22 protein-coding genes and 1 tRNA gene are annotated in these 22,802 nt (G+C 42.4%); 5 read left to right on the plus strand and 18 right to left on the minus strand.

Translation table 11 applies throughout. The features are described from left to right. Positions 1-49 precede the first annotated feature (49 nt). From BUB08_RS07180 to BUB08_RS07215, 7 genes are all read right to left on the minus strand, one after another. Positions 50-628 (minus strand): RNA polymerase sigma-70 factor, encoded by a 579-nt coding sequence (locus BUB08_RS07180; protein ID WP_139249639.1) that lies wholly within the window; start codon positions 626-628, stop codon positions 50-52. Between the two features lie 276 nt (positions 629-904). Continuing rightward, on the minus strand, positions 905-2,272 hold the full coding sequence (locus BUB08_RS07185; RefSeq protein WP_073000280.1) for a Gfo/Idh/MocA family protein: 1,368 nt from the start codon (positions 2,270-2,272) through the stop codon (positions 905-907). Between the two features lie 16 nt (positions 2,273-2,288). Beyond that, the gene (locus BUB08_RS07190) at positions 2,289-3,299 is read right to left on the minus strand and encodes a DUF6807 domain-containing protein (protein ID WP_073000282.1); all 1,011 of its coding nucleotides are present in this window, start codon (positions 3,297-3,299) and stop codon (positions 2,289-2,291) included. Between the two features lie 478 nt (positions 3,300-3,777). Beyond that, positions 3,778-5,121 carry a Gfo/Idh/MocA family protein gene (locus BUB08_RS07200; protein WP_073000287.1) on the minus strand — a complete coding sequence of 448 codons (1,344 nt, stop codon included), beginning with the start codon at positions 5,119-5,121 and terminating at the stop codon, positions 3,778-3,780. Positions 5,122-5,220: 99 nt separating this feature from the next. Continuing rightward, complete coding sequence (locus BUB08_RS07205; RefSeq protein WP_073000288.1) at positions 5,221-6,060, minus strand: sugar phosphate isomerase/epimerase family protein; 840 nt, start codon at positions 6,058-6,060, stop codon at positions 5,221-5,223. Continuing rightward, positions 6,060-7,403 (minus strand): 3-keto-disaccharide hydrolase, encoded by a 1,344-nt coding sequence (locus tag BUB08_RS07210; RefSeq protein WP_073000861.1) that lies wholly within the window; start codon positions 7,401-7,403, stop codon positions 6,060-6,062. The genes BUB08_RS07205 and BUB08_RS07210 overlap by 1 nt, the downstream gene beginning before the upstream one ends. Before the next feature lie 502 nt (positions 7,404-7,905). After that, positions 7,906-9,993: a S9 family peptidase gene (locus tag BUB08_RS07215; protein ID WP_262493942.1), complete on the minus strand. Its 2,088-nt coding sequence runs from the start codon at positions 9,991-9,993 to the stop codon at positions 7,906-7,908. A gap of 115 nt (positions 9,994-10,108) precedes the next feature. Between BUB08_RS07215 and BUB08_RS07220 the strand changes: the two genes are divergently transcribed. Beyond that, positions 10,109-11,440 carry a sodium:solute symporter family protein gene (locus tag BUB08_RS07220; RefSeq protein ID WP_073000292.1) on the plus strand — a complete coding sequence of 444 codons (1,332 nt, stop codon included), beginning with the start codon at positions 10,109-10,111 and terminating at the stop codon, positions 11,438-11,440. Here the strand turns inward: BUB08_RS07220 and BUB08_RS07225 are convergent, their stop codons facing one another. From BUB08_RS07225 to BUB08_RS07235, 3 genes are all read right to left on the minus strand, one after another. After that, on the minus strand, positions 11,441-12,385 hold the full coding sequence (locus tag BUB08_RS07225; protein WP_217651571.1) for an NAD(P)-dependent alcohol dehydrogenase: 945 nt from the start codon (positions 12,383-12,385) through the stop codon (positions 11,441-11,443). 144 nt (positions 12,386-12,529) lie between these two features. Continuing rightward, the gene (locus BUB08_RS07230; RefSeq protein ID WP_073000295.1) at positions 12,530-13,384 is read right to left on the minus strand and encodes a GNAT family N-acetyltransferase; all 855 of its coding nucleotides are present in this window, start codon (positions 13,382-13,384) and stop codon (positions 12,530-12,532) included. A 76-nt stretch (positions 13,385-13,460) separates the two neighbouring features. After that, on the minus strand, positions 13,461-13,955 hold the full coding sequence (locus BUB08_RS07235; protein ID WP_073000297.1) for a hypothetical protein: 495 nt from the start codon (positions 13,953-13,955) through the stop codon (positions 13,461-13,463). 313 nt (positions 13,956-14,268) lie between these two features. On the opposite strand from BUB08_RS07235, the gene BUB08_RS07240 reads away from it, so the two are divergent. After that, positions 14,269-15,045 carry an amidohydrolase gene (locus BUB08_RS07240; protein ID WP_073000862.1) on the plus strand — a complete coding sequence of 259 codons (777 nt, stop codon included), beginning with the start codon at positions 14,269-14,271 and terminating at the stop codon, positions 15,043-15,045. 46 nt (positions 15,046-15,091) lie between these two features. Here BUB08_RS07240 and BUB08_RS07245 read toward each other — a convergent pair whose 3' ends face one another. The 6 genes from BUB08_RS07245 to BUB08_RS07270 form a co-directional block, all read right to left on the minus strand. After that, positions 15,092-15,874 carry an MBL fold metallo-hydrolase gene (locus tag BUB08_RS07245; protein ID WP_073000299.1) on the minus strand — a complete coding sequence of 261 codons (783 nt, stop codon included), beginning with the start codon at positions 15,872-15,874 and terminating at the stop codon, positions 15,092-15,094. Next, complete coding sequence (locus BUB08_RS07250; protein WP_073000301.1) at positions 15,871-17,091, minus strand: MFS transporter; 1,221 nt, start codon at positions 17,089-17,091, stop codon at positions 15,871-15,873. Before BUB08_RS07250 ends, BUB08_RS07245 begins: the two co-directional genes overlap by 4 nt. A gap of 12 nt (positions 17,092-17,103) precedes the next feature. Next, complete coding sequence (locus tag BUB08_RS07255; protein WP_073000302.1) at positions 17,104-17,991, minus strand: ATP-binding protein; 888 nt, start codon at positions 17,989-17,991, stop codon at positions 17,104-17,106. A 13-nt stretch (positions 17,992-18,004) separates the two neighbouring features. After that, complete coding sequence (locus BUB08_RS07260) at positions 18,005-18,874, minus strand: nucleotide-binding protein (RefSeq protein WP_073000304.1); 870 nt, start codon at positions 18,872-18,874, stop codon at positions 18,005-18,007. A 24-nt stretch (positions 18,875-18,898) separates the two neighbouring features. Beyond that, positions 18,899-19,240 carry a NifB/NifX family molybdenum-iron cluster-binding protein gene (locus tag BUB08_RS07265; RefSeq protein ID WP_073000306.1) on the minus strand — a complete coding sequence of 114 codons (342 nt, stop codon included), beginning with the start codon at positions 19,238-19,240 and terminating at the stop codon, positions 18,899-18,901. Positions 19,241-19,327: 87 nt separating this feature from the next. Next, positions 19,328-19,666, minus strand: coding sequence for a NifB/NifX family molybdenum-iron cluster-binding protein (locus BUB08_RS07270; RefSeq protein WP_073000308.1), 339 nt, complete (start codon positions 19,664-19,666; stop codon positions 19,328-19,330). A gap of 241 nt (positions 19,667-19,907) precedes the next feature. On the opposite strand from BUB08_RS07270, the gene BUB08_RS07275 reads away from it, so the two are divergent. Together BUB08_RS07275 and BUB08_RS07280 are read left to right on the plus strand one after the other, a co-directional pair. Next, a tRNA-Pro gene (locus tag BUB08_RS07275) sits at positions 19,908-19,981 on the plus strand. A gap of 130 nt (positions 19,982-20,111) precedes the next feature. Next, positions 20,112-20,291 (plus strand): hypothetical protein, encoded by a 180-nt coding sequence (locus BUB08_RS07280; RefSeq protein WP_073000310.1) that lies wholly within the window; start codon positions 20,112-20,114, stop codon positions 20,289-20,291. A 50-nt stretch (positions 20,292-20,341) separates the two neighbouring features. Here the strand turns inward: BUB08_RS07280 and BUB08_RS07285 are convergent, their stop codons facing one another. Then, the gene (locus tag BUB08_RS07285; RefSeq protein WP_073000312.1) at positions 20,342-20,812 is read right to left on the minus strand and encodes a hypothetical protein; all 471 of its coding nucleotides are present in this window, start codon (positions 20,810-20,812) and stop codon (positions 20,342-20,344) included. 274 nt (positions 20,813-21,086) lie between these two features. Here BUB08_RS07285 and BUB08_RS07290 point away from each other — a divergent pair, with 274 nt between their 5' ends. Further along, positions 21,087-21,602, plus strand: a complete 516-nt coding sequence (locus BUB08_RS07290) for a nitroreductase family protein (RefSeq protein WP_073000314.1) — start codon at positions 21,087-21,089, stop codon at positions 21,600-21,602. Here BUB08_RS07290 and BUB08_RS07295 read toward each other — a convergent pair. After that, positions 21,571-22,728: a pyridoxal phosphate-dependent aminotransferase gene (locus tag BUB08_RS07295; protein ID WP_073000316.1), complete on the minus strand. Its 1,158-nt coding sequence runs from the start codon at positions 22,726-22,728 to the stop codon at positions 21,571-21,573. The genes BUB08_RS07290 and BUB08_RS07295 overlap by 32 nt on opposite strands. Between the last annotated feature and the right edge of the window lie 74 nt (positions 22,729-22,802).

Consider the following 22,802-nt stretch of genomic DNA (forward strand, 5'->3'; position numbering starts at 1 on the left):
ACATTACTGAAATTTAGCAGAAAGAAATTAAGCAGGGATAACAAAATCACTACTCCGTAACAGCAGCGTCCTCCTGCAACAAAGAAAAAAACAGAAACGACATATCCTTCAATTCTTCCCGCAATACCTTAAAAGCTCTTAATTTTAATGTTTTAACTGTATTAATCGACACATCTAAACATTCCGCTATTTCCTGGTTTTTCAATCCGTCGAGAGTTAGTTCAATAACCTGTTTACCTTTGGGAGGCAATGCACTTATGGCTTTATGAATTAGCCGGTACGTTTCATCTTCCACCACAAAATCGTGATACAATGCGTGTTCTTTTACATCCTCCGGTTTTATGGAATGTTCAGAATGATCATCCCGCAAATAATTCAGGCACCGGTTTTTTACATATTTAAAAAGATATGATTTAGCGGCATTAAGGGTGGCAATTCCAATCCTTTTCTCCCAGAAATAAATAAAAGCGTCCTGCACAATATCGTTGGACACTTCTTCGTCCCTGACTATTTTATTGGCGAAAAAGCACAACGAGGGATAAAAATCCTCAAAGAATTCCTTAAAAGCTGGTGTGTTTCCATCTTGTATTTTTTTATACTCAACCCCCATAGTCTTTTCCTCGGTCAAAAATAGACCATATTTTTCTTCTTTCAAAAAGAATAAAAACAAACGATTTCAGCCTTATCAATACAATACAAAAGAGAAACACTTGTTTCTGGAAAACAGAAATATGTGTCGCAGCATGCTGTTCTGTTTTCTTCAACGGCAACTAAATTTTTCGCAACAAGTTATTTACCATTTGTTCAGAACAAAAAAACATAAAAAATCCCGGAGGGCTGTTTTTTCCCGCCGGGATATGGTGTTAATTCTTCAAATATTAACTGTTGCTTAGAACTATATTGATCAGACTATTTCTGGCAAAATATAAGGAGCCCGATAGTTTCTGCTCAACATAGAATTGGCTTCACTTTCTCCCTCGCCAACAAACCGCTCGGCAACCGGATCGAACTCGAGCTGACGCCCCAACCGATAAGAAATGTTGCCCAAATGTGCCAAAGAAGAAGACAAGTGGCCGGTTTGTACGGGGCCATTTTGAATGCTCATATCGCGCGCCCTGATTGCATCAAACCAGTTTTCGAAATGAAGTGTAAGTTCTCCGTCCTCCGACCGCGACGGGCCCGGCTCCCTATCTTTGCCCAGGTAAGTTGCGTAGGTACCGTATCCTTTTACAACCAAATAACCTTTATCGCCGTAAAAAATATTTCCTACCCCTGCACCATCTTCAAGGTTGGTGCACCAGTTACGTACTTCAAACTGAATAATCTTCTTTTGCTTCGGATAATGGTAAACTGATGTCTGTATTTCCGGCACTTCTTTGCAATCATCCCAGAGAAATTTTCCGCCCATCGAAGTAATTCTTTCTGGAAGTTCGTTAACACCCAGCCCCCACATGCACAAGTCAGTCTCGTGGATACCCTGATTTCCTACGTCGCCGTTTCCGTAATTCCAATGCCAGTGCCAGTTGTAATGCACCAGGTTGCGGGAGAAAGGACGCATCGGCGCCGGGCCTGTCCACAAGTCGTAATCCAACCCTTCAGGTACTTTAGAAATTCCCTGATCGCCAATATCGGGCCGCCAGCGATAAACCAACCCGCGCGCCATGTAAACGCGACCAATCAGACCATCTTCCAAATGTTTTATGGCCTCCTGAATAGCTTTGGAGCTGCGCAACTGAACACCATGCTGAACAATGCGATTGTATTTGTACGCTGCCTCAATCATCTTCTTCCCTTCATAAATATTATGAGTGGCGGGTTTTTCAACATACACATCTTTTCCGGCCTGGCATGCCCAAATAGTTTGCAACGCGTGCCAATGATTTGGCGTTGCAAGCGCTACAGCATCGATACTTTTGTCGTCGTAGGTTTTTCTAAAATCCTGTTCGATGGCAACTTCCTTTCCATATTTTTTCTGAAATTCTTTGGCGCGTTCCTGCAAAATAACCATATCCGGATCGCAAAGGGCAGCCACCTCAACATTTGCTTTTTTGGAAAGCCCCATTATCTCGCTAATATGACTTTTTCCGCGGCCGTTAATTCCAAGCACAGCAACTCTGATGCGGTCGTTTGCACCTTTGGCATCAGCCGGGAGAATTGTTGGGGCAGCAATGGGCTCAGCACTTAATATGCCAGGCGTTACCGTGGCAAACAAGGCTCCTGTTGCAGCATTCTTAATAAACTTTCTTCTTGAATTGTCGTTAGATTTTCCCATAATTTTATTGATTTAATTATTTAAAACTCTTTTTAATTCGCGAAATCTGTTCGTCGGTTAAATCCCCTCCAATAACTACCAAATGTTTCAACACCAGCTTTTCTCCGGGCTTTAAAGTGAGCTTCACCGGATTTGCATTTTTATCAATTGCCCTGCCGCCAAAATTATTTGAAGCAAAAAGTCCATACCCCCGTGCATGCGACCACGCCGGATAATTAGGATTATCGGGATGATCCAGTATCACAACCGTAATAACTTCTCCTTCTTTTTCGGCTCTGAGGGCAACCCACGGACTTCTTTTCCCCCAAACGTCTCCGGCGGTAAAACCCTCGGCATTTCTATAAACGCCGTTCACCCCGTCGTTATTCAATACCGGAACTTCGGTTATATTGCCTTCGGCATCGAGAAACCGGCCGGCTTTATCTGCGGGCTCTTCGAAGGCCCGATCCATGCGAAGGCCAAGCAGTCCTTCTTTGTTTTCAGTAAATGTCACTTCCTGACGCGCGGTCAGTTCAGAGGTGCGATCAATTGTTCGAACACCTTTTTTCTCGCCAAAAACGAAGGTTGTTCTTTCATTCAGCAATGTTTCATTGTCTATATTCACCCAATCTGAAGCTGTCACTAAAGTTCCGGTTTTAGAATTAGCGTCAACAACTTCTTTGAATTTAATTGCACCATAACGGTATTTATCTTCCGCTTTTACCGCAAAAGAGTTGTTCCAAAAATCGAGGCCGTTCACATCGCCAAAGTTCAGCCAAAGCCCGACATGGTGAGGATGGTCTGTCCGCTCAAAAGGCCTCGGATTAATCGGATATCCCCGCGTAATTTCTTTACCGGAAGCAGTTACAATCGGATAAAGAACCTGTTTTTCCATATCCTCGGGGTAGATGTAAGAAGTAAAATAACTGTCTCCGAAATAAACGTCCACTTTTCTATTTGCGGTATCGTTTTTAAACTGCACTTTTTGCGCTGAAGAGGCAAATGTCAAAGCAAAAAATAAGATTGACAGGTAAATGATGTGTTTCATTAGATAAAGGATTTAAGTTTTATAAAAGTCTCCGTGTTCGCACACGGATTGCTAATTTAGTGTATTTTCCAGAGAGATTTTCACATATTGCAGACTTTTTTCGACGCAGAAACAAAAAAGTTTTTGCATTTGAGCAAAAAAACTCCGACCCATTTTCGTACAGTTTAAATAATTGAAAAAGAGGTTAATTTGTCATGTAAAATTGTTTCATCGCCTCTCGACAAAAAGAGAAACTGCATTTGTTTTTCTGATGCGCCAATTACAAAAATTAGAACTTTCTGCACTGACTGGAATTTTTCTGCGACAATATTCAGAAACATAAATATAATGACGCGAAACGGCTTTCTTTTTAGGGCAATGCCGTGGTTGCTCACGACCATCAAGCACGAGAAAATAGAACGACAGGAAGATCTTTTCAGATTATAGAAGAAAAAAAGGGAGTTCCCGTTGAATGTGGAAACTCCCGGAAGTAAGTTTTTTATAATGTTGGCTCCCAACCAGGAGCATACTCTCTGCTCCACAGTTTCATCGCATCACGATCAAACATGCGGCCGGTTTTCTCATCAATATCAAAACCTCTTCCAACACGATATGCAATGTTGGAGTAATGAACCATCGCCATACTAATGCTGGCATCATCTATTGGCGCAGTAAGCTTTTGTTTTCCTCTTATGGTTTCAAAGAAATTCAAAACATGAGTAGTCGTCATATCACCACCGCCACCTAAAGCTGTACCTGCTTCGTTTGATGCTGATTTGTTGTCTTTAATCATCTTGCCAGCACGGTCGAACAGCATGTATTTATTTCGGTTTACAAAAACGGAACCTTCGCTGCCATAAATAATAGTGCCACGGTCGCTGTTGTAGGTATCATACCCGTTACGGCTTTTCCCGTCCCACTGAATGATTTTATTTCCGGAAAAACGGAACGTAGCTTCCATGGTATCATACATTTCCCAGCCGTCGTTCAAAAAGTGGCGTTTTGCTGCTTCCACATCCACACGAAGAGGAAGATCCACACCCAAAGCCCAACGAGCCACATCCAGTTCGTGGGTAGCATTGTTGCCCGACTCTGCTGTTCCATAATCCCAACCGTACCAGTGCCAGTTGTAATCCCATGTTTCCACGGTATAGTCGCGGCGCGGAGCAGGTCCCTGGAAAAGTTCCCAGTCGAGACCTTCAGGAGCAGGAGCTTTCTTTTGCAATGGCACTTCTCCCCTTTTGTTGGTATAAAAAGCCAAGGCTTTGTATGGTGTTCCGATTACTCCGTTATGAATTTCGTTTATTATTTCGATGGTATGATCAGACGAGCGTTGCTGATTACCCATTTGCACTACTTTATTCAGCTTTTTTGCTGCTTTTACAAGCAATTCGTTTTCAAACATATTATGGCTGCAAGGTTTTTCAACATAAACATGTTTTCCGCCTTTCATGGCCATAATAGAGCCCGGAGTATGCCAATGGTCGGGAGTTGCATTAAACACAACATCCACTTTCGGGTCGTCAATTACTTTTCGAATATCGTTTTCCAGCTTCGGTTTATAGTCGATGAATTTCGAAAAACTTTGCAAGGCTTTTTCCCGCTGTTTTTTCATTACATCGCATAAATAAACCAACTCAACATTGGCCTCTTTCATGGCTACCGGCTGATAGTAGGCTCCCAATCTTCTTCCCAATCCTACTATTGCCACATTCAGCCTCTCGTTAGCTCCAATAACTCTACTGTAACTTTTTGCCGACATTCCCATTGCCGAACCACCAACTGCGATTCCGGCAGCACCGGCTGTTACTTTTTTGATAAAATCTCTTCTGTTTGCACTCATATTACTTAAAAATTCTTTGTTATAATTTATTTCTGGATCTTGCTTTTTTTAGGTTGAAATTGAATCGGGAACAAGACAGTATCCGCCCAATCTAATCTGCTACAACATGGCCATAATTCCCTTAACGTATCCGAACGATTCCATCATTCCCGGAAGCGGGTCTTCAGCTTCGGCCTCATATTCCAAAGCTAGTGTTCCGTTGTATCCCAGCTTCACCATACTTTTCATAAAAGCAGGAAAATCAATAACACCACGCCCTATTATACAGGTTTTACCGTCGGCAGATGCAGCAGTAACATCTTTTATGTGCACATCGAAAACACGGTCGAAAAAATCTTTTACATCCTGCTCTGGATCGCGATTAATGCGTTTTGTATGACCAATATCAATACACAATCCCATTCGTTTATCCAAATGCTGAATAAGCTTGTATGCACTCTCGGCGCTTGGGTATAACTTGTCGCCCGGACCATGATTGTGAATAGCCAGTTTTATATCGTACTGTTTTACCTTGCCTTCCACATATTCCAACAGCTCGTGATTGGGCACACCAATTATCATCTCCATTTCGGCAGCTTTGGCATACTCAAACGCGCGATCTACTTCCTCTTTTGTTTTCATGTATATTACACCCGCTCCGTAAGCTTCGACACCTTTACTTCGGCAAAGCTCCACCGTTTTTTTGATGGTCGCTTCGTCCGAATCGAGTGGCAGATGCATGTCTTTAAACGTAATTCTGTTTACCCCGCAACGCAGGGTCATGTCCAGTGCTTCTTCAACGGGGAACCTTCTCAGCGTATAAGAAGCAACACCCAGCTGAAAGTTAATTTTGTCTTTTTTGGCATCTGCTTTCCCAGAGGAAGCTGATGCCAGGCCTGGCATAGCTGCTGCAGCCATCCCAATTCCGGCAGCTTTCAAAAAATTTCTCCTGTTTGTCATTATTGCAACTCTCTTATTTTAATACTTCTGAAATGTACCTCATCATTGTGATCCTGGAAGTATATAGGCCACTGGTCTGCCATTGCAAAACCTTCTTTATCTGCAAACTTACTGCCGGCAACCAGCTTTTTAAATTCGTCGCTTCCCCTTGTAAACTCAACAACTTTTCGTCCGTTGAGCCAGTGCTCAGCCCTGTTGTCGGGATAAACAACAATGCGCCCGCGGTTCCATTCGCCGGGCCCTTTGATGTAACGTTTTTCTTTTTGGGCAGGAATTAAATCGTACAACGAAGCCAGCGTACGGTTCCCGTTTATTCCATTTTTCGCATCAGGGTGATTCTCGTCGTCGAGAATTTGGTATTCAAGCCCTACAGAAGGGCCGTTATTTCCAAGGCAGTATTTTACTCCGCTGTTGGCACCTTCGGTAAACATAAAATCAAATTTTAGCTCGAACGGACCAAACTGCTCCTTCGTAACAATACTTCCGCCTTTTTTTTCAGGATCGCCACCGGAAGACAATACAATAAGCTCCCCATTTTTTACTTCCCAGCCTTTTGAAGGGAATTCATCTTCCTCTGCACTTTTGAAGTTGTCGATAGATTTCCCGTCGAAAAGCAATTTAAAACCCTGTCCTTCTTCAGCTTTGCTTAAATTGTTCGGCAACATATTTACCACATAGATACCTTCGTCGGGAGAAGGTTGCAGATTTTCAGTTTTTATGCGAATGTTCCGCCACTTGATTTGCCGGTTGGCCATTGATTCATCGCGAATGGAATGAACCTGCAAAGCAATAAAACCTTTTGGAGTCATATCATCAATAAGATGAGAAACCGGAACTCCGTTCAGCCATGTTTTTATTGAAGAGCCAATACACTCAATTCTGTAGTGGTTCCATTGGCCAGACTTGAATGCAGTTTTCGCATCCGGATTTAATTCGACCGGGTAAAGCCATCCCCGACGGGCTTCGTCGTAAATTCCTGCGCTCCACGCACGCTCAGAAGGGTCTACTTCGCATTGATAACCATGTACCCGCCCGTTCATATAATCAGGCGAACTCTGACTACGAAATTGCATTCCTGAATTAAAATCGTCTACCAACAACATTTCGAGTTCGAGCACAAAGTCTGAATATTCCTGTTCTGTGCATAAAAATGAATTGGGAGTATTTGCAACGGTGGTGCCAACAATCATTCCATCAGCAGCCTCATATTTTGCTTCGCCATTCAGCTGTTTCCAGCCGGTTAGATCTTTACCGTTAAATAACTCTGTCCAGCCGTCATTTTTTGCACTGTTGCAACTACTCAAAATCAAAACCGCCAGAAAGAGATAAAGAACTTTGTTCATAATTATTAGTTTTTTTATATGTTTTACTGCAAATACGTTACCGTGTTCGCACACGGACTATACAAATTTAATTATTTTTTAGTTTGCATCATGGTGTTCTACAACAGAAAAGCAGAACGCTTTTTCACCTTTCAACGTACAAAAAAAACAACATTGTCCTGCTACTCCTAAAACATAGCAGGACAATGTACTGATTACAAAATAAGTATCAAGAACTGATTATCTAATCATTTACTGATTATACCCCGGATTCTGTTCAATTACGGCCTCAATATTCAGGTCGATCTGGCTTTGCGGCTATAAACTCCACCTGACCTTAGTTAGCGGTTCTGTGAAGTGGTTCATCGTTCCCAACAAATTTTAGTGCATAAAAAAACAAAGGTGAATGCAGCTGTCGGAATGCGTGTTCCAACAAAACATCGTTCTGCCCGTCGCCTTTGTTTTTTGCGCTATTGTATTGCATTTTCATTTTGAAAAAACGAAATTACAACATTGTAAGAATTTATCCGTTGACTTTCCCCAGCAATTCAAAAATAAAAGCATATTCCAGCGCAGTATCTTCAATCCACTGAAAACGCCCGGATGCACCGCCATGCCCGTAATCCATATTAATATGAAAAAGAAGCAGGTTTTTGTCGGTTTTCATGTCGCGAAGTTTGGCCACCCATTTTGCAGGTTCCCAGTACTGCACCTGCGAATCGTGCAATCCGGTGCTTACAAACAACGCCGGATAATCTTTCCGTTCCACATTGTCGTACGGAGAATACGACAGCATGTAGTGATAGTATTTTTCGTTGTTAGGATTACCCCACTCGTCGTACTCGCTGGTGGTAAGCGGAATGGTTTCGTCGAGCATGGTAGTTACAATATCAACAAACGGCACATTGGCAATTACTCCGCGATACAAGTCGGGCCGCATATTTATGCAGGCGCCCATCAATAGTCCGCCGGCGCTTCCGCCTTTGGCAAACAGTTTTTTCTCGTTGGTGTAACCTTCGTTAATCAGGTGTTGTGCACAGTCGTTAAAATCGGTAAACGTATTCATTTTGTTCAGGAGCTTGCCATCTTCGTACCAGGACCGGCCATTAATCTGACCGCCACGAATATGTGCAATTGCATACACAAAACCGCGATCTAAAAGTGGCAAAATGGAAAGCCGGAAAGTAGGGTCGATGGTTATCCCGTACGAACCGTAACCGTATATCAATGCAGGATTATCGCCGTTTTTTTCCAGTCCTTTGCGATAAACCAACGACATGGGAATCTGAGTTCCGTCGCCGGCCGTGGCATAAATTCGTTTGGTTTCGTAATTGTTTTTATCAAAACCGCCCAGAACTTCCTCCTCTTTCAGTAATACACGTTCTTTTGTTCTTAAATTGAACTCGAAAACTGAGTTTGGAGTTGTCAACGATGAATAATCGAACCGAAACCATTCGGTATCAAAATCCAGGTTAATGCCTCCGTAAACCGTATAAACATCTTCATCAAAATCGATATAATACTCGTCTCCATTTTTCCACGGCATCACCCGCAGCCGGGTAATTCCACGGTCACGCTCCGAAACCACCAGGTAATTTTTCAGAATTTCAAAGTCAGAAAAATAAACGTTTTCACGATGAGGAATTACTTCCTGCCAATTGTCCTGCCCCGGATTGGCAACTGGCGCTTTAACCAGTTTAAAATTGAGGGCGTTCAGATTGGTTCGAATGTAAAAATCGGTGCCGAAATGATCCACTGAATATTCCACTCCGCGTGAGCGGGGCTGAATAATTTCAAACTTCCCGCCGGGGTTGCCGGCATCCAAAAAACGACATTCGGAAGTGAGCGTGCTTTCACTTTCGATAATCAGGTATTTTTCAGACTTGGTTTTATAAATAGAAACCGAAAAAGTTTCATCTTCTTCATAAAACACCTCAGTATCTTCTTCAAACGGAGTTCCGAGGATGTGTTTCATAATCCGCTCAGAGCGCAGGGTAACATCATCTTTCAAAACATAATACAACGTTTTGTTGTCGTTGGCCCACACAATCCGCCCCGAAGTTAACGGAATGGCATCTTCAAGCATTTCACCGGTTTCCAGGTTTTTAATACGGATGGTGTATTTCCGGCGGCTTACTGTATCTTCACTAAAAGCCAACAGTTTGTTATCAGGGCTAACGGCAGTGCCACCCAGTTCAAAAAAATCGTAACCGGAGGCTGCCTGGTTTACATCGAGTATTGTTTCCTCGCCGGCATCGGGTATGTCCTTTTTCCGACAAATCAGAAAATATTCAGTTTCGGGTACGGTGCGGCTATAATAATAGTAACCGTTTTTTTTGTAGGGAACAGATTCATCCTCCTGTTTTATTTTCGACTTAATTTCCTCAAAAATCTCATTCTGAAACGGTCGAGTGTGTTTCATCACTTTTTCAGTGTAGTTGTTTTCAACTTCAAGAAACTCTGTCACCTCGGGGTTTTCACGTTCTCGCAACCAGTAATAGTCATCTACCCGGGTATGTCCGTGTTTCGTTATTTCCATCGGTACTTTTTTTGCTTTTGGCGGAGCGATTTTCTCCTTGATGTTACAACCTGTTAAAAATAAACAAAACACCAAAAAGTTTAAAATCAGTCTTTTCATATCTGGGTATTCTTTTAATAACTTAGCGAAAATACAATATTGGCCCAGATTTTCCGATATTTGCTGCAATTATCTCAACGAGATTTACATGAACGACCCGATATATTTTGTAATCATATATTTTGCTTTTGTTTTATTGCTGGGGTTTTATTCCTGGTTTAAAATAAAAACGCCATCAGACTATTACGTTGCCGGAAAGAATGCCCGTTTGGTGCCGGTTTCAGGAAGCTTGCTGGCGACGATTCTTGGCGGCTCTGCAATTTTGGGAACCATTGAGCTGAGCCAGAATATTGGCTGGGCAGCTTTATGGTTTTTGTTTTGCGCCGCGCTCGGATTATTTGTTTTGGCGCCTCTGGCCAGATATGTTAGTCGGTATGGCAAATATACATTGCCCGGGTTACTGGGACATTTTTTTGGAGAACGGGCACGTTTTATTTCATCGTTGGTAATTCCTCTGGCCTGGCTGGGAATTGTGGGAGCACAAATTATTGCGGCGGCCAAAATACTTACCGGACTGGGAATAATAGGCTATTCTGCTGCAGCAATTGTTGCCGGCACTGTTTTTATTATTTACACCCTTGTGGGCGGACAGGTCAGTATTTTAAAAACAGATACACTACAATCGGTTTTAATTATAACGGGGCTGGCGGCATTAACAATTTTTGCAGCAGAAACACCAACTGCCGGCAGTCTGCCAAAACTAACCACCGGCGAATTGTTCAACGCCTCGTTTACAGGAATCGACCTGGTTATTCTGATTCTCACCTACTCGGTTACCTTTGTGGTGGGGCCCGACATTTACTCCCGGGTGTTTTGTGCCAAAGACGAAAAAACAGCCACACGCAGCGTACTAATTGTTGCAGTTATTCTGATTCCGATCTCCTTCGGATTAACGTTTCTGGGCATTTATTCCAGTGCAACCGGAAGCCGGGAAATTATGTCGTTTGCACAACATCTGCTGCCCAACTGGTTTTACGGATTGTTTGTGGCCGCGCTGCTTTCGGCGGTGATGTCTTCTGCCGACACCACATTACTCACTTCTTCGCTCATTCTCAGCGAACTTTTTCATCCTGATATGGAAGACAAAAAAGCTTTTCGCCTTACTCGTATTCTGATTGTGGTGCTTGGCTTTTTCAGTATAATTATTGCTCTTTTTGTGACTTCCATTTTACAGTCGCTGTTGCTGGCGCTCACATTTTTTTCAGGAGCATTTGTGGTGCCAATGCTGGCCGGCCTGCTAAGAATTAAAGTTGTAAAACCGCAACTCACCGCAGCCATTTTAGCAGGAGGATTTGTGGCTCTGGCAGGAAAACTCATCAATCTTTGGGGAAATCCACTGGCAGGAAATATTGTGATAATTTTTGCTTTTGCCGTGAACGGGATTCTTTTGTTTGTTGACTTGAAAAGAGACAGAAACTGATTATCGCACTTTCAGTACAACCTTCCCTTTGGCATGCCCCTCTCCCATGTATTTAAACGCATCGGCACTTTCTTCCAACAAATAAACCCGGTCGACAACAGGTGTAATCTTTTGGTTGGCAACAAGCGACAGAATGAATTCCAAATCCTTAACTTCAGGTTTTGCCGCAAGAAAACGAATTTTCTTTGACCCTAACGACATAAACCAGCCAAATGCCATGGTTTTGAATATTTGAATTAAAGCTCCTCCTGATAAAACATAAATACCGTTTTTATTCAGCATTCTTTTACAGGCTGACAAAGAATAATTCCCGTTAGCCGCGAGAATCAAATCGTAGGGCTCCTGTCCTTCTAAAAAATTTTCTTTTGTATAATCAATAACCTTATCGGCACCCAACGACCGGGCCAGTTCAACATTTTCAGGGCCGCAAACTGCCGTTACTTTCGCTCCAAAATATTTTGCCAACTGCACGGCGAAAGTACCAACACCACCGCCACTGCCAATAATCAACACATTCTGCCCGTTTTTGATGGCTCCTTTGTTTCGTAACGCCTGCAGCGCTGTTACAGACGCCATGGGCAAAGCCGCTGCATTTTCGAAAGAGATACCTGCCGGCTTGCGAATTATGTACTTTTCGGGAACCGCCACGTATTCTGCCATCCCGCCAAAGCCGCACCCCGACAAATCGGCAATCACCTCGTCTCCGGGTTTGAAAATTTGTACATTATTTCCGGTGGATTCTATTCTGCCTGCAATATCTGCCCCAAAGATCTTCTTTTTGGGCGCAATTCCCATCCGCATCATTCGGTAGTCAGCAGCGTTTAGTGCAACTGCCTCTACACGAATTAACACTTCACCGGCTGCAGGGACAGGCTCTTCAATCTCCTGGCAGACCAATTTCTTTTGGCGGTTCGTTTTGCTGTACAACACTGCTCTCATCGGCATAATTAATTCATTGATTTACAAAACTATCAACTTATAAAAAAACACGTTTTTGCAACTTCAAGAAGGTACGAAAAAATGAAACGTGTATTGCCTGTCTGCCTCCGGAGCACCGTCAAATTAATCAGAATTTAATTAAATACGGTTTTAAATTTTCTTGATCATCTCAAACTGCTTACCCTGAATATTTATATTTTTTTCGGCTAAAAAAGAAGTAATTGAGTTACATGAAACATTAGTATTCAAAACTTTAATTTTATTACATTTATTGAGTTTCACCACTTCGCGAAGCAACAAACCCGCAACCCCTTTTCTTCGGTATTTCGGGTCAACTGCCAGTTGAGTAACATCGCCCGAAACGGGCTCAAAAACACAATACCCCAAAATTCTGTTTTCAGCAAAAGCACCGAGTATTAAAAACTCTCCCGGAACGCGCGTAATCGCCTCGCGGCTGTTTTGCCACGAAGGATAAAAATCTCCGAAGTCGGGAATTGAGGCCAGCTTTTCCACACTAATTTCCGCAATAGAACAAGGGAAAGCCTCACTTTTCAAATCTGTCCGTATTTCGGTATTTGACTGAATAAAAAAGTTGAATTCGCGGGTAATTTCGAACCCAAGATTTTTGTACACCGAAACTGCTTTTGTATTGTGCTGCAACACTTCCAGCAGATATTGTTTTATCTCCTTTTCTTTCAGGAAAGGAATGGAGTACTCAAAAATTTTGGTTGCCAAACCTTTTCCCCGGTGCTCTTTCAGAGTTCCTGTTCCTGTGTCATAAGCAGTCGGAACTCCATTAAACGTTCCTATTCCGTTAAAGGTAAAAGCAACAATCCGGTTGTTCGTGTTAAATGCGGCAAAAGACAAGCCGGGGTCGAAACCACGCCTTTTTAGCATGGCCTGCAACTGCTGTTTGTTCAGTTGTACCTCGTAGTCGGCAAAAGCCCGGCTGAACGCTTCAAAAAACGTATCAAATTCGATGTTCGCAAGTGACTTTATTTTCATCTGTTTCGGTAGTTTTCTTCTGTTTCAATTCAAAAAGGCTAAACACAATTTCTTGGCTCAAACACTTTTCTTTGTGCTAACTCAATACTGATATCCATATCGGCAAAAAAGCTACTATCATAATTCCAATTGCCATTTGCCAGAAATAATTGGTTACAAAAAGTCCGCTCAGTAAAAGCAAAGCGTCATCAGTGTTCGATTCAATCTCTCCGCTGGTTGACGTCCCTCCATATTTTATTTTTGTCCCTTCTGCATCCACAACGTGCCATTTGGTGTTCCACAAATTGTCGTAAGCCCAACTAACCGATTTGTCAGGCAGTTCCAATGTAGCGTTGCTCATCCAGTTGCCGTATAAAATCCTTCCGACGACCTTATTTTCCCTGCTGTCAAAAATTTCAGTTTCCTGTTTCAAAATGCCCTTTGTTCTGAATGTATATTTTTTGCCGTTCAACTCGCCGGAAGCTGTCTGAGCAAAATATTTACCCGTTAAAGCCCCTACAATTTTCTCGTTCGAATATATTGAATAGGTGCTTGAGAAGAGTGCCTTTTTCCAGGTTAATCTAATTCTCATCTTTCAAAAATTATTTGTTATTTAAGGCATAAGATTTTTCTGTTCTTTACTAGTATTGAAAAGCGGCTGATTCATTACAGAAACAACAAAGATAAAAGAACTGCCTACAATTCTGAACCCCGTATCTCAACTAAAGCCCAAACACTTACTTTTTCCCAGGGAAAAAAAATCTTCAACCGTAAAAAACTCCAAGGTATACTCCGGCTTCTCATGATTTAATTAAAGTGATTGAGATTAAAACTATATTTGTTTTAAATACATCTGTTTTATCAACGTCGACAATTTGGGAAAAGCAGAAAAGCGGAGGCAGAAAATGGAGAAAATCAATATTACACTTGTACAGCCCGACCTTATTTGGGAAAACCGGGACGCGAATCTAAAAAGGTGCTCCAACATGTTGAACCAGGTACAACATACAAACCTGATTGTGTTGCCCGAGATGTTCACAACCGGCTTTTCCATGAATCCGGAAAAACTGAAAGAAACGATGGACGGACAGGCAGTGCAATGGATGAAAAAGCTGGCCGATGAGAAAAACGCAGCAATTACAGGAAGTCTGATAATTGAAGACAAAGGGAAAATTTTCAACCGCTGTTTGTGGGTTCTCCCCAACGGGAAAGTGGAGTTTTACGACAAGCGCCATCTTTTTACCATGAGTGGCGAACATGCGCACTATTCGCCCGGCAACAACAAGCTGGTAACAGAATACCTCGGCTGGCGGTTCTGCCCGCTCATTTGTTACGATTTGCGTTTCCCGGTTTGGAGCCGCAATACCGAAAATTACGATGTTTTACTATATATGGCCAACTGGCCTTCGGTGCGCAGTCATGTGTGGGAAAACCTGTTGGTGGCCCGCGCCATAGAAAACCAGGCGTATTGCATTGGCGTAAACCGGGTGGGAGTTGACGGAACCGGACTGCACTATTCGGGCAAATCTGCATTGATCTCCCCCAAAGGTACCGCTTCATTTATTGGAGAGGATGAAACAGTTAAAACCTTCGAATTATCGTACTCGGAACTGCATCAATTCAGGAAAAAATTCCCGGTTTTACACGACAGAGATGCTTTTTCACTGGATACTTCAAATTGAAAGAAATAACCGGATTGCGCGTCAGATCTTTGTAAATGCTGACGCATTAAAATTCCAAAACCATTCCTGTTTTTAACTGCGTACTTTGAAATGCCTGATAGAATGCAGACAGCGCAGGAAGCGCCGTGCAGTGCGACGGATAAACCTGTTCGACGTGTTCATTTTTAAAGTAACCGATAGTGCGCCGCGTTTGCTCATTCTGCTCTTTTAAATGAAAACCGCCCAAAACAGTTTTTACATCCGAAATACCTGTTGCTTTTTTGGCATGTTCCACAATATTGCAAATGCCAGAATGCGAACAACCGGTAATTACCACCAACCTATCATTTACAATCGCAGCCAACGCAGAATCGTCGGGCACAACATCGTCGTTTTTATGTTCATCAACAAAAGGTGTTGCCTGTGCTTCGAATTCAGTAACTCGTGGAATTTCTCCCAGATAAAACAAGTGCTCGCTAATTTGAAATACGTTTTTTGTCTCCGTCAAATCAAAACGTTGTTCTATTTCTGTTTTTAAAAGCGACAGCCCCACCGCAGAAAAATCCCTCTTCCGAAACCGCCGGATAAACGCTCCGGGATGGGTAATCAGCCGCTTGTTCTGCAAGTATTGCAATCCGTCTCCGTGATCCCAATGCCCGTGACTCAGAACAACAAGCTGCACCTCTTTTTCGATATCAACACCCATTTGCCGGGCATTTTTCAGAAAAACATCGGAATGACCGGTGTCGAACAAAATTTTCCGGTCGTCAATTTCTATCAAATACGACAGGCCGTGTTCGGCAAGAAACCTGCCGCCGGCACAATTTTCGGTAAGTACAGAAAGCTTCATCGTTTACAATCAATTTTAAAAATGAAAAAGGCCGCCAACGCAATAACAACCATAAACAGCACAAAAAAAGCATGAAACCCGAATAGCTGAATAAGTGTGCCTCCCAACAGCGGAAAAACCGCCGGAAGAATATTTCCTGCGCCTGCAAATCCGGTGTAAAGCGCCCGGTTTCCGGTTCCGGAAATTTCGAGTAAAAGGCCGTTCATGCTCATTGTATAAAGCGAATAGACTATGCCGCCCACCACAAAAATATATTTCAGTTTATCCACGTCGGTAATTCCCAGAGCCATTGCCCCAAGCAGAACAGAGAGCACAACATTTCCATACAACAGCAGATTGTATTTCAATTTTTTGGCACCCAGCAGTACCAGCGTACTTACCACAACAATTCCGATAACTTTAAACAGAAGGAAGTTACCGGTATCGCTGCTTTGCGTCTGAAAAATTTCTTTCGCATATAAAACCACAAACGGCAAAAAAGAAATTGCAATGCCCTGCGTGTTGATAAATCCCAGGAAATAAGCCAATTTTTTATTCGATTTCAGCTCATGTTTCAAAATGCCGAAAAAGCTTTTCATCCCCGAAATTTTCAATGTAGAAGGGACCGTTTCCCGAATGCTCCAAAATCCTCCTGAAGCTATCAGGAGCAGTGTTCCACCTGCAAAAAACATCAGTGCGTAATTCACCGGAAATTCTTTCCAAACCAGTATTCTTTTTACCAAAAATGCAGCGCCCAACACCACAACTCCCGAAATAATCTGGTTAGAAGAGAAAAAAGTTTTGCGTTTTTCCGGATTGACCGATTTTCCCAGAATGTCGGTATAACTTACATTGGCAAAAGCACCGGCCAGCGAAAATAAAGTAATGAACAAAAATGCGGGCCACAGCACATAACCGGCTTGCCCTCCCTTCAGTAGAAAGAGTAATCCTCCCAGTCCGGCCAGAGAAAAGATACGAATGCTAATGGCGCTTATCAGGTATCCCTTTTTGTAGGTTTTATTACTTAGATACGGCGCAAAAAAGAGTTGAGTCAAACTTGAACCGCCCATCATAATTGCCGTCATAATTCCGATGTGAAACGCACCACCGCCCGCTTCTACCAACATGGCCGGAATGATGGTATCTACATCCATAAAATTTTTTGCAAGAGCCAAAAACCCGGCATGCCACAAAAAAGACCAAAAATTATGTTGTGATATTTTCTCGGATAACTTCATTGATATTGCGCATTACTCATTGCGAATATCCTGAAAAATTCCGAGTTTTTCGCAAATCGTAACAAACTCCGTTGCAAGCTCAGTGCCGGGAGCAAATTCAACCACACTTTTCCCCGCAACCATGGCATCAACAAGCCGGGTATCGAACGGTATTTTTCCAATCAGAGGAATAGCTTTTTCTTCAAAAAATCGGGCTGTCTGAGCGGTAATCTCCGGGTTTATGTCGTATTTATTAATAACAGCAAACACCGGAATACGGAATGATTCAACGAGTTTCAGCAATCGCCCGGCGTCGTGAAGGCCGGAGAGCGAAGGCTCGGTTACCAGCAACACTTTGTCGGTTCCGGTTACCGACGCAATTACCGGACAGCCAATTCCCGGAGGGCCATCGTTTATAACAAAATCTGCTGCTGATTCCTCAGCAATTTGTCGGGCTTTTCCCCTAATTTCGGTAACCAACCGGCCCGAGTTTTCTTCACCCGCCTTCATACGCGCATGAACCAAGAGACCAAACCGTGTGTCTGAAACAAACCACTTGTTGTTATTATACTGAACCGAAGTTATCGCTTGTTCCGGACAAATACGTTCGCACAATCTGCAACCTTCGCACTGGAAATGGTTTATTTCCGGGATTCCTTCGTCGTTGACATGAATGGCATCGAACCGGCACTTTTCAATACAAAGACCACAAGCAGAACATTTTTTGGCATCAATTACCGCTTTTTTGCCGCTGCTAAAATCGTGTTCTTCCTTAATTTTTGGATTGAAAACAAGATGTAAATCAGCCGCATCCACATCGTTGTCGCAAAACACCGCATTGTTTACCAACGATGCAATGGCCGCGGTTACGCTGGTTTTTCCGGCGCCACCTTTTCCGCTAAGTATGGTAATCTCTTTCAATTGTGCCGCTTTTTCAGTTAACTGTTTCGTGAGCCAAAACCTTTTCGATTATTCCTTGGTAAATTTGCTCGAACTCTTCGGGAATATTTTTCAGCAATTCGCCCGACGAATATACCCGGGCAAACTCTCGCGAAAATGGAATTTCGCCCAGTAACTCAATCTTTTTTTCATCCAGATAGCTATAAATATCGCGAAAACCCAAATTCGCTTTATTCACAACTACGCCAAAGGGTTTTTCGAGCTCTTGCAACAATTCCACGGTTATTTTCAAATCGTGCAATCCAAATGGCGTTGGCTCAGAAACCAGAATAACATAATCGGTATCGGAAACCGTTTCTACAACAGAACAACTTGTTCCCGGCGGAGAATCAAAAATCGTGATTTCTGAATTTTGCCGAACCCGGCTTTTTAGCTTTTTAACAAGCATGGTTTGCATTGCCGACCCCACCTCTAAAAGACCTTGTGTAAAAGCGCTGCCGTTTTCGGTTTTGTAATGCGTAATAGTACCGAGGACGCCAGGTTCTTCTACTATTGAATGAGTAGGACAAGCCTCTGAACAGGCGCCACAGGAGTGACAAAGATTGGAGTCTACTTCGGCAAATTTGCGGCTTGCCACAACAGTAATGGCATTAAACTCGCACCATTCAACGCATTTTTTGCAAAAGGTGCAAGTGGAGAGATCGATCCCGGGAATGAACTGACAAACTTCCTCTTTGTCCAACACCTGTAGCGGAGTCAGAAAAAGAGCATCGTTGGGTTCTTCCACGTCGCAGTCAACCAACTGCACTTTTTTATCCTGAAATATTTCAAGAAAATGAAAAAGGCTTACTGCCACCGTGGTTTTCCCGGTGCCTCCCTTGCCACTTGCAACTGCTATTCGCATTTATTTATCCCCTCTTGCCTGTTTCTAATGGTCGCAATAATTTGCTGAAAATTCGATGGTATTTTCGAGATATCCAGATACCAGTTCCTCAGCTTTTTTCTGAGGTGCTCCTACAAATACATTTACACCCTGCTGATTAAAAAGTTGAATGGCTCTATTTCCCATTCCTCCGGCCAGAACATCGGTAACGTCCAAATCCGACAACCATTTTGGAAGAACTCCGGGTTCGTGCGGCGGTGGCTGAATCATTTCAGTTGAAGTAATTTCATTATCTATTACGGTATGCAGGGCAAAATAACGGCAATGTCCAAAATGACCATCCAAAACTCCATTTTGGTCAACCGGAACTGCAAATTTCTTTTTCATAACACTTGTATTATTTTTTTAATGAATTGAGAAGCAAAAGAAGACACAGAACAACCGAAATTGCCCTGTGCCTGAAAACAGCATTTATCAGGTAGTTTGTTGTTTTTTGGTACTGCCCATTTTTTCGATTATCCCCCCTACTGTCTGATTGGGTTCATCGAAAATGACCATTTGTATTTTTAGTTTTTCGAGAAGCGCCTTTGCCTTTGGGCCGAAGTCTCCGGAGACCACCTGCTCGGCACCCAGCTCGGCAACTTTTTCGGCAGTTTTGGTGCCGGCTCCTCCGTTGGCATCTTTATTTTCGTTTTGCCGAAACTCCGCCTGCTTTGTTTCTGTGTCGTAAATACACAGCCATACAGAACGGCCGAACCTCAAATCAAGTTTCGACTTCAGGCTGTTCCCAACAGATGTAATTGCCACTTTCATACTTAATTAATTTACTTTTTTGAATAAAGTTTCAATGTGACAAATATAGAGATAATGTTCAAAATAAAAATACAATAATGAACTAAAGTTTATTATCAACATCAATAAACACGTTGCCCTGAGAAACGATTGCAGCCAAACAACGTTAACAGAAATAACGTTTTATAAAGGCTACTTACTTTTTATGAAATAATAGTTTCAGTTTATTCAAAAAAGTTTAAATTTGCAGCGATTTTAAAAACGGGGTATAGCGCAGCCCGGTAGCGCGCGTCGTTCGGGACGACGAGGTCGTCGGTTCAAATCCGGCTACCCCGACAAAACAAAAGCTTGGCAATATTGTCAGGCTTTTTTTTGCAACCTTCTTGTAGTGGGCATATTAACGACCATCATTGATATCACTAAATAATCAGGAAATTCAATTATTTTTACCCGACAAACTTAAAAAATGGGAAAAAAGCGGATCTGTTTTGTTTGCAGTGCGGTTATCGAGAATGATGATTTTGAGATAAATAGCGAAGTGCTGTTGGCGGTGTGCCCGCGGTGTAAGGGAACCGAAAACGAAAAGAAAAAAGTTGAAGAGTATTTGGATAGTTTAGCCGACGGGTTGGTCTGCGGTTGCATATAAAAAAAACCGCAGTTTCCTGCGGTTTTACTCACTCTGTTTATTTTTGCTGTTTAATTTAACAGATGCGTATATTGCTCGTTCAAAAGTACCGGCAAATAACTTGCAATCAATCCTAATGCTTTTTTATCATCTACCTTTTCAGGAGTAATTATCTGCTGTTTTTTTACTTCATCCGAGTTAATTACAACATCGTTTATTTGAAAAGGTACTTTCGACCATGATTTTTTCATAGTACGGGTACCAAATCCTTTGGTTGTTGAAGCATAGCATACTTCAAAAAAATCTGAGTTTACAACATAAACAGCTCCTTCAGAAGTATTACGTTTTATTACGGTTACTGATTTTCCTCCTTCGCTGTATGTAAGGTTCCAAACTTTTGCAACACTTTTACCTAAGTTCAGGTTGTCAACAGCTGTAATTTCATATTCGAGGAGTTCGGTTGTGTATCCAGAGGCATTAACAGAAAATGAAGCAACTAAAAAGCAAACTACAAATGCGCTAAACATCCTTATTTTTTTCATGACTCTAAAATTTAAATTAAACAATAGCTTTGTTTTTTGAACTTGTTTGTATCAAAAAGACGTGCAAATAAAGGAACAGTTACAATAGAAACATCTGTTCTTTAACACAGCGCAGATAGGGCGAAAACACTTGCAAATTTTAAAAAATAGTTTTTCTTCAATAAAATTTGAATATTTGAAATTTGGAGATTGATTTTGCCCTGATTTATTTTGCAAAGTTTATTTTCCCCTTTCAGTTTCGAATGCAGTTTTTAATGAAAAAAAGTAAAAATAAATGAAATTTAGTCAGCTATTAACCCGACGTTATTCGGTACGAAACTTTAAAAGCACACCTGTCGACACTCAGAAGCTTGAGCAAGTATTGGAAGCAGCCCGCATGGCACCTTCTGCCGTTAACTTTCAGCCCTGGCACTTTATTGTTGTACAGCAGGTCGACAATCTGGCTAAACTGCATCAAACATATCATCGGGACTGGTTTCGGACAGCGCCGGTTATTATAATCGCCTGTGCCGATCATTCACAGTCATGGAAACGCAGTATTGATGGTAAAGACTCGGGAGAAATTGATGTGGCTATTGCGATAGATCACATTACGCTCCAGGCTGCAGAATTAGGATTGGGAACCTGCTGGGTTTGTAATTTCGACACCGAAAGTTGTGCCGAAGCACTTAAACTTCCAGGCTGTATCGAGCCAATTGCCATGATTCCGTTAGGCTACCCGGCCTCCGACGAAATTCCTCCCAAAAAAAGAAAACCTCTTAGTGAGATTGTTCATTGGGAAAATTATTGAGATACTGCTCCAACCGATTCATTCCCTTTTTAATGTTTTCTATAGAGTTGGCGTAGGAAAAACGCAGAAAACCTTCTCCATTTTCGCCAAAATCAATGCCCGGAGTAACTCCTACTTTGGCTTTTTCTAAAATATCAAAGGCAAGCTTGTAACTGTCGGTTGACAAATGGCGGGCATTTACAAAAACATAAAAAGCCCCGGTGGGAATGACTTTTATATCGAACCCCATTTTTGTAAGACGCTCTACCAGATATTTCCTTCGCTGGTTGTAAATCTCTTTCATCCGCGAAACATCGGAGCCTGCTAACCGCAAGGCGGCAACTCCGGCTCTTTGGGCCGTTGAGCCTGCGCAGATAAAAAGGTTTTGCTGGAGTTTCTGCATCGGACGAATGTATTCTTGCGGGGCAACTACGTACCCCAGGCGCAAGCCTGTCATGGCAAAAAGCTTGGAGAATCCGTTTAGTACGAAGGTGTTTTTTGTGTACTCCAGCATCGAGTGCGCTTTTCCTTCGTAAACCAATCCGTGATAAATTTCGTCGGAAATAATTGGAATATTGAACGAGGTAAGTTGCTGCATTACTTCCGGCGAAAGAAGGTTCCCTGTCGGGTTCATTGGGCTGTTAATAATTATGGCCTTTGTTTTTTTTGAAATTCGTTTACAAATTTCTTCCGGCCGGTATTGAAAACCGTCTTCTTCGCGAACCGGAACCCTATTGGGTTTAATTCCCAGAAAACGCAGGAAGTTTGCATAACAAGCGTATCCCGGATCGGACAAAATTACTTCGTCTCCCGGGTCGCACAATACGCCCAGCGAAAGTAGAATAGCCGGCGAACTCCCGGAGGTAACAAGTAGCTGTTCCGGCGATACTTTTACGCCATACTCTGTTTCGTACCGTTCGGCCAATGCGTCGCGCAACTCAGGATCACCCAAACTGTGGGTGTAATGTGTTTTTCCTTCTAAGTATGCTTGCTGAACAGCAGTCGCCACACATTTAGGAACATCAAAATCAGGTTCTCCTACTTCCAGGTGGATAACAGAAATTCCTTTCTTTTCCATCTCTGCGGCTTTCTCCATCACTTCCATCACTATAAATGGAGAAATGTGTTTAACTCTTTCTGGTAACATTTTTGGTTTTTGAGGTTAAAGCTACCGGTTTTTTTTTACGATATCTGAAAAAGTATGCGCTAATTTTAGTTCCC

The sequence above is a fragment of the Mariniphaga anaerophila genome (genome assembly GCF_900129025.1).
GTDB classification, from domain to species: domain Bacteria; phylum Bacteroidota; class Bacteroidia; order Bacteroidales; family Prolixibacteraceae; genus Mariniphaga; species Mariniphaga anaerophila.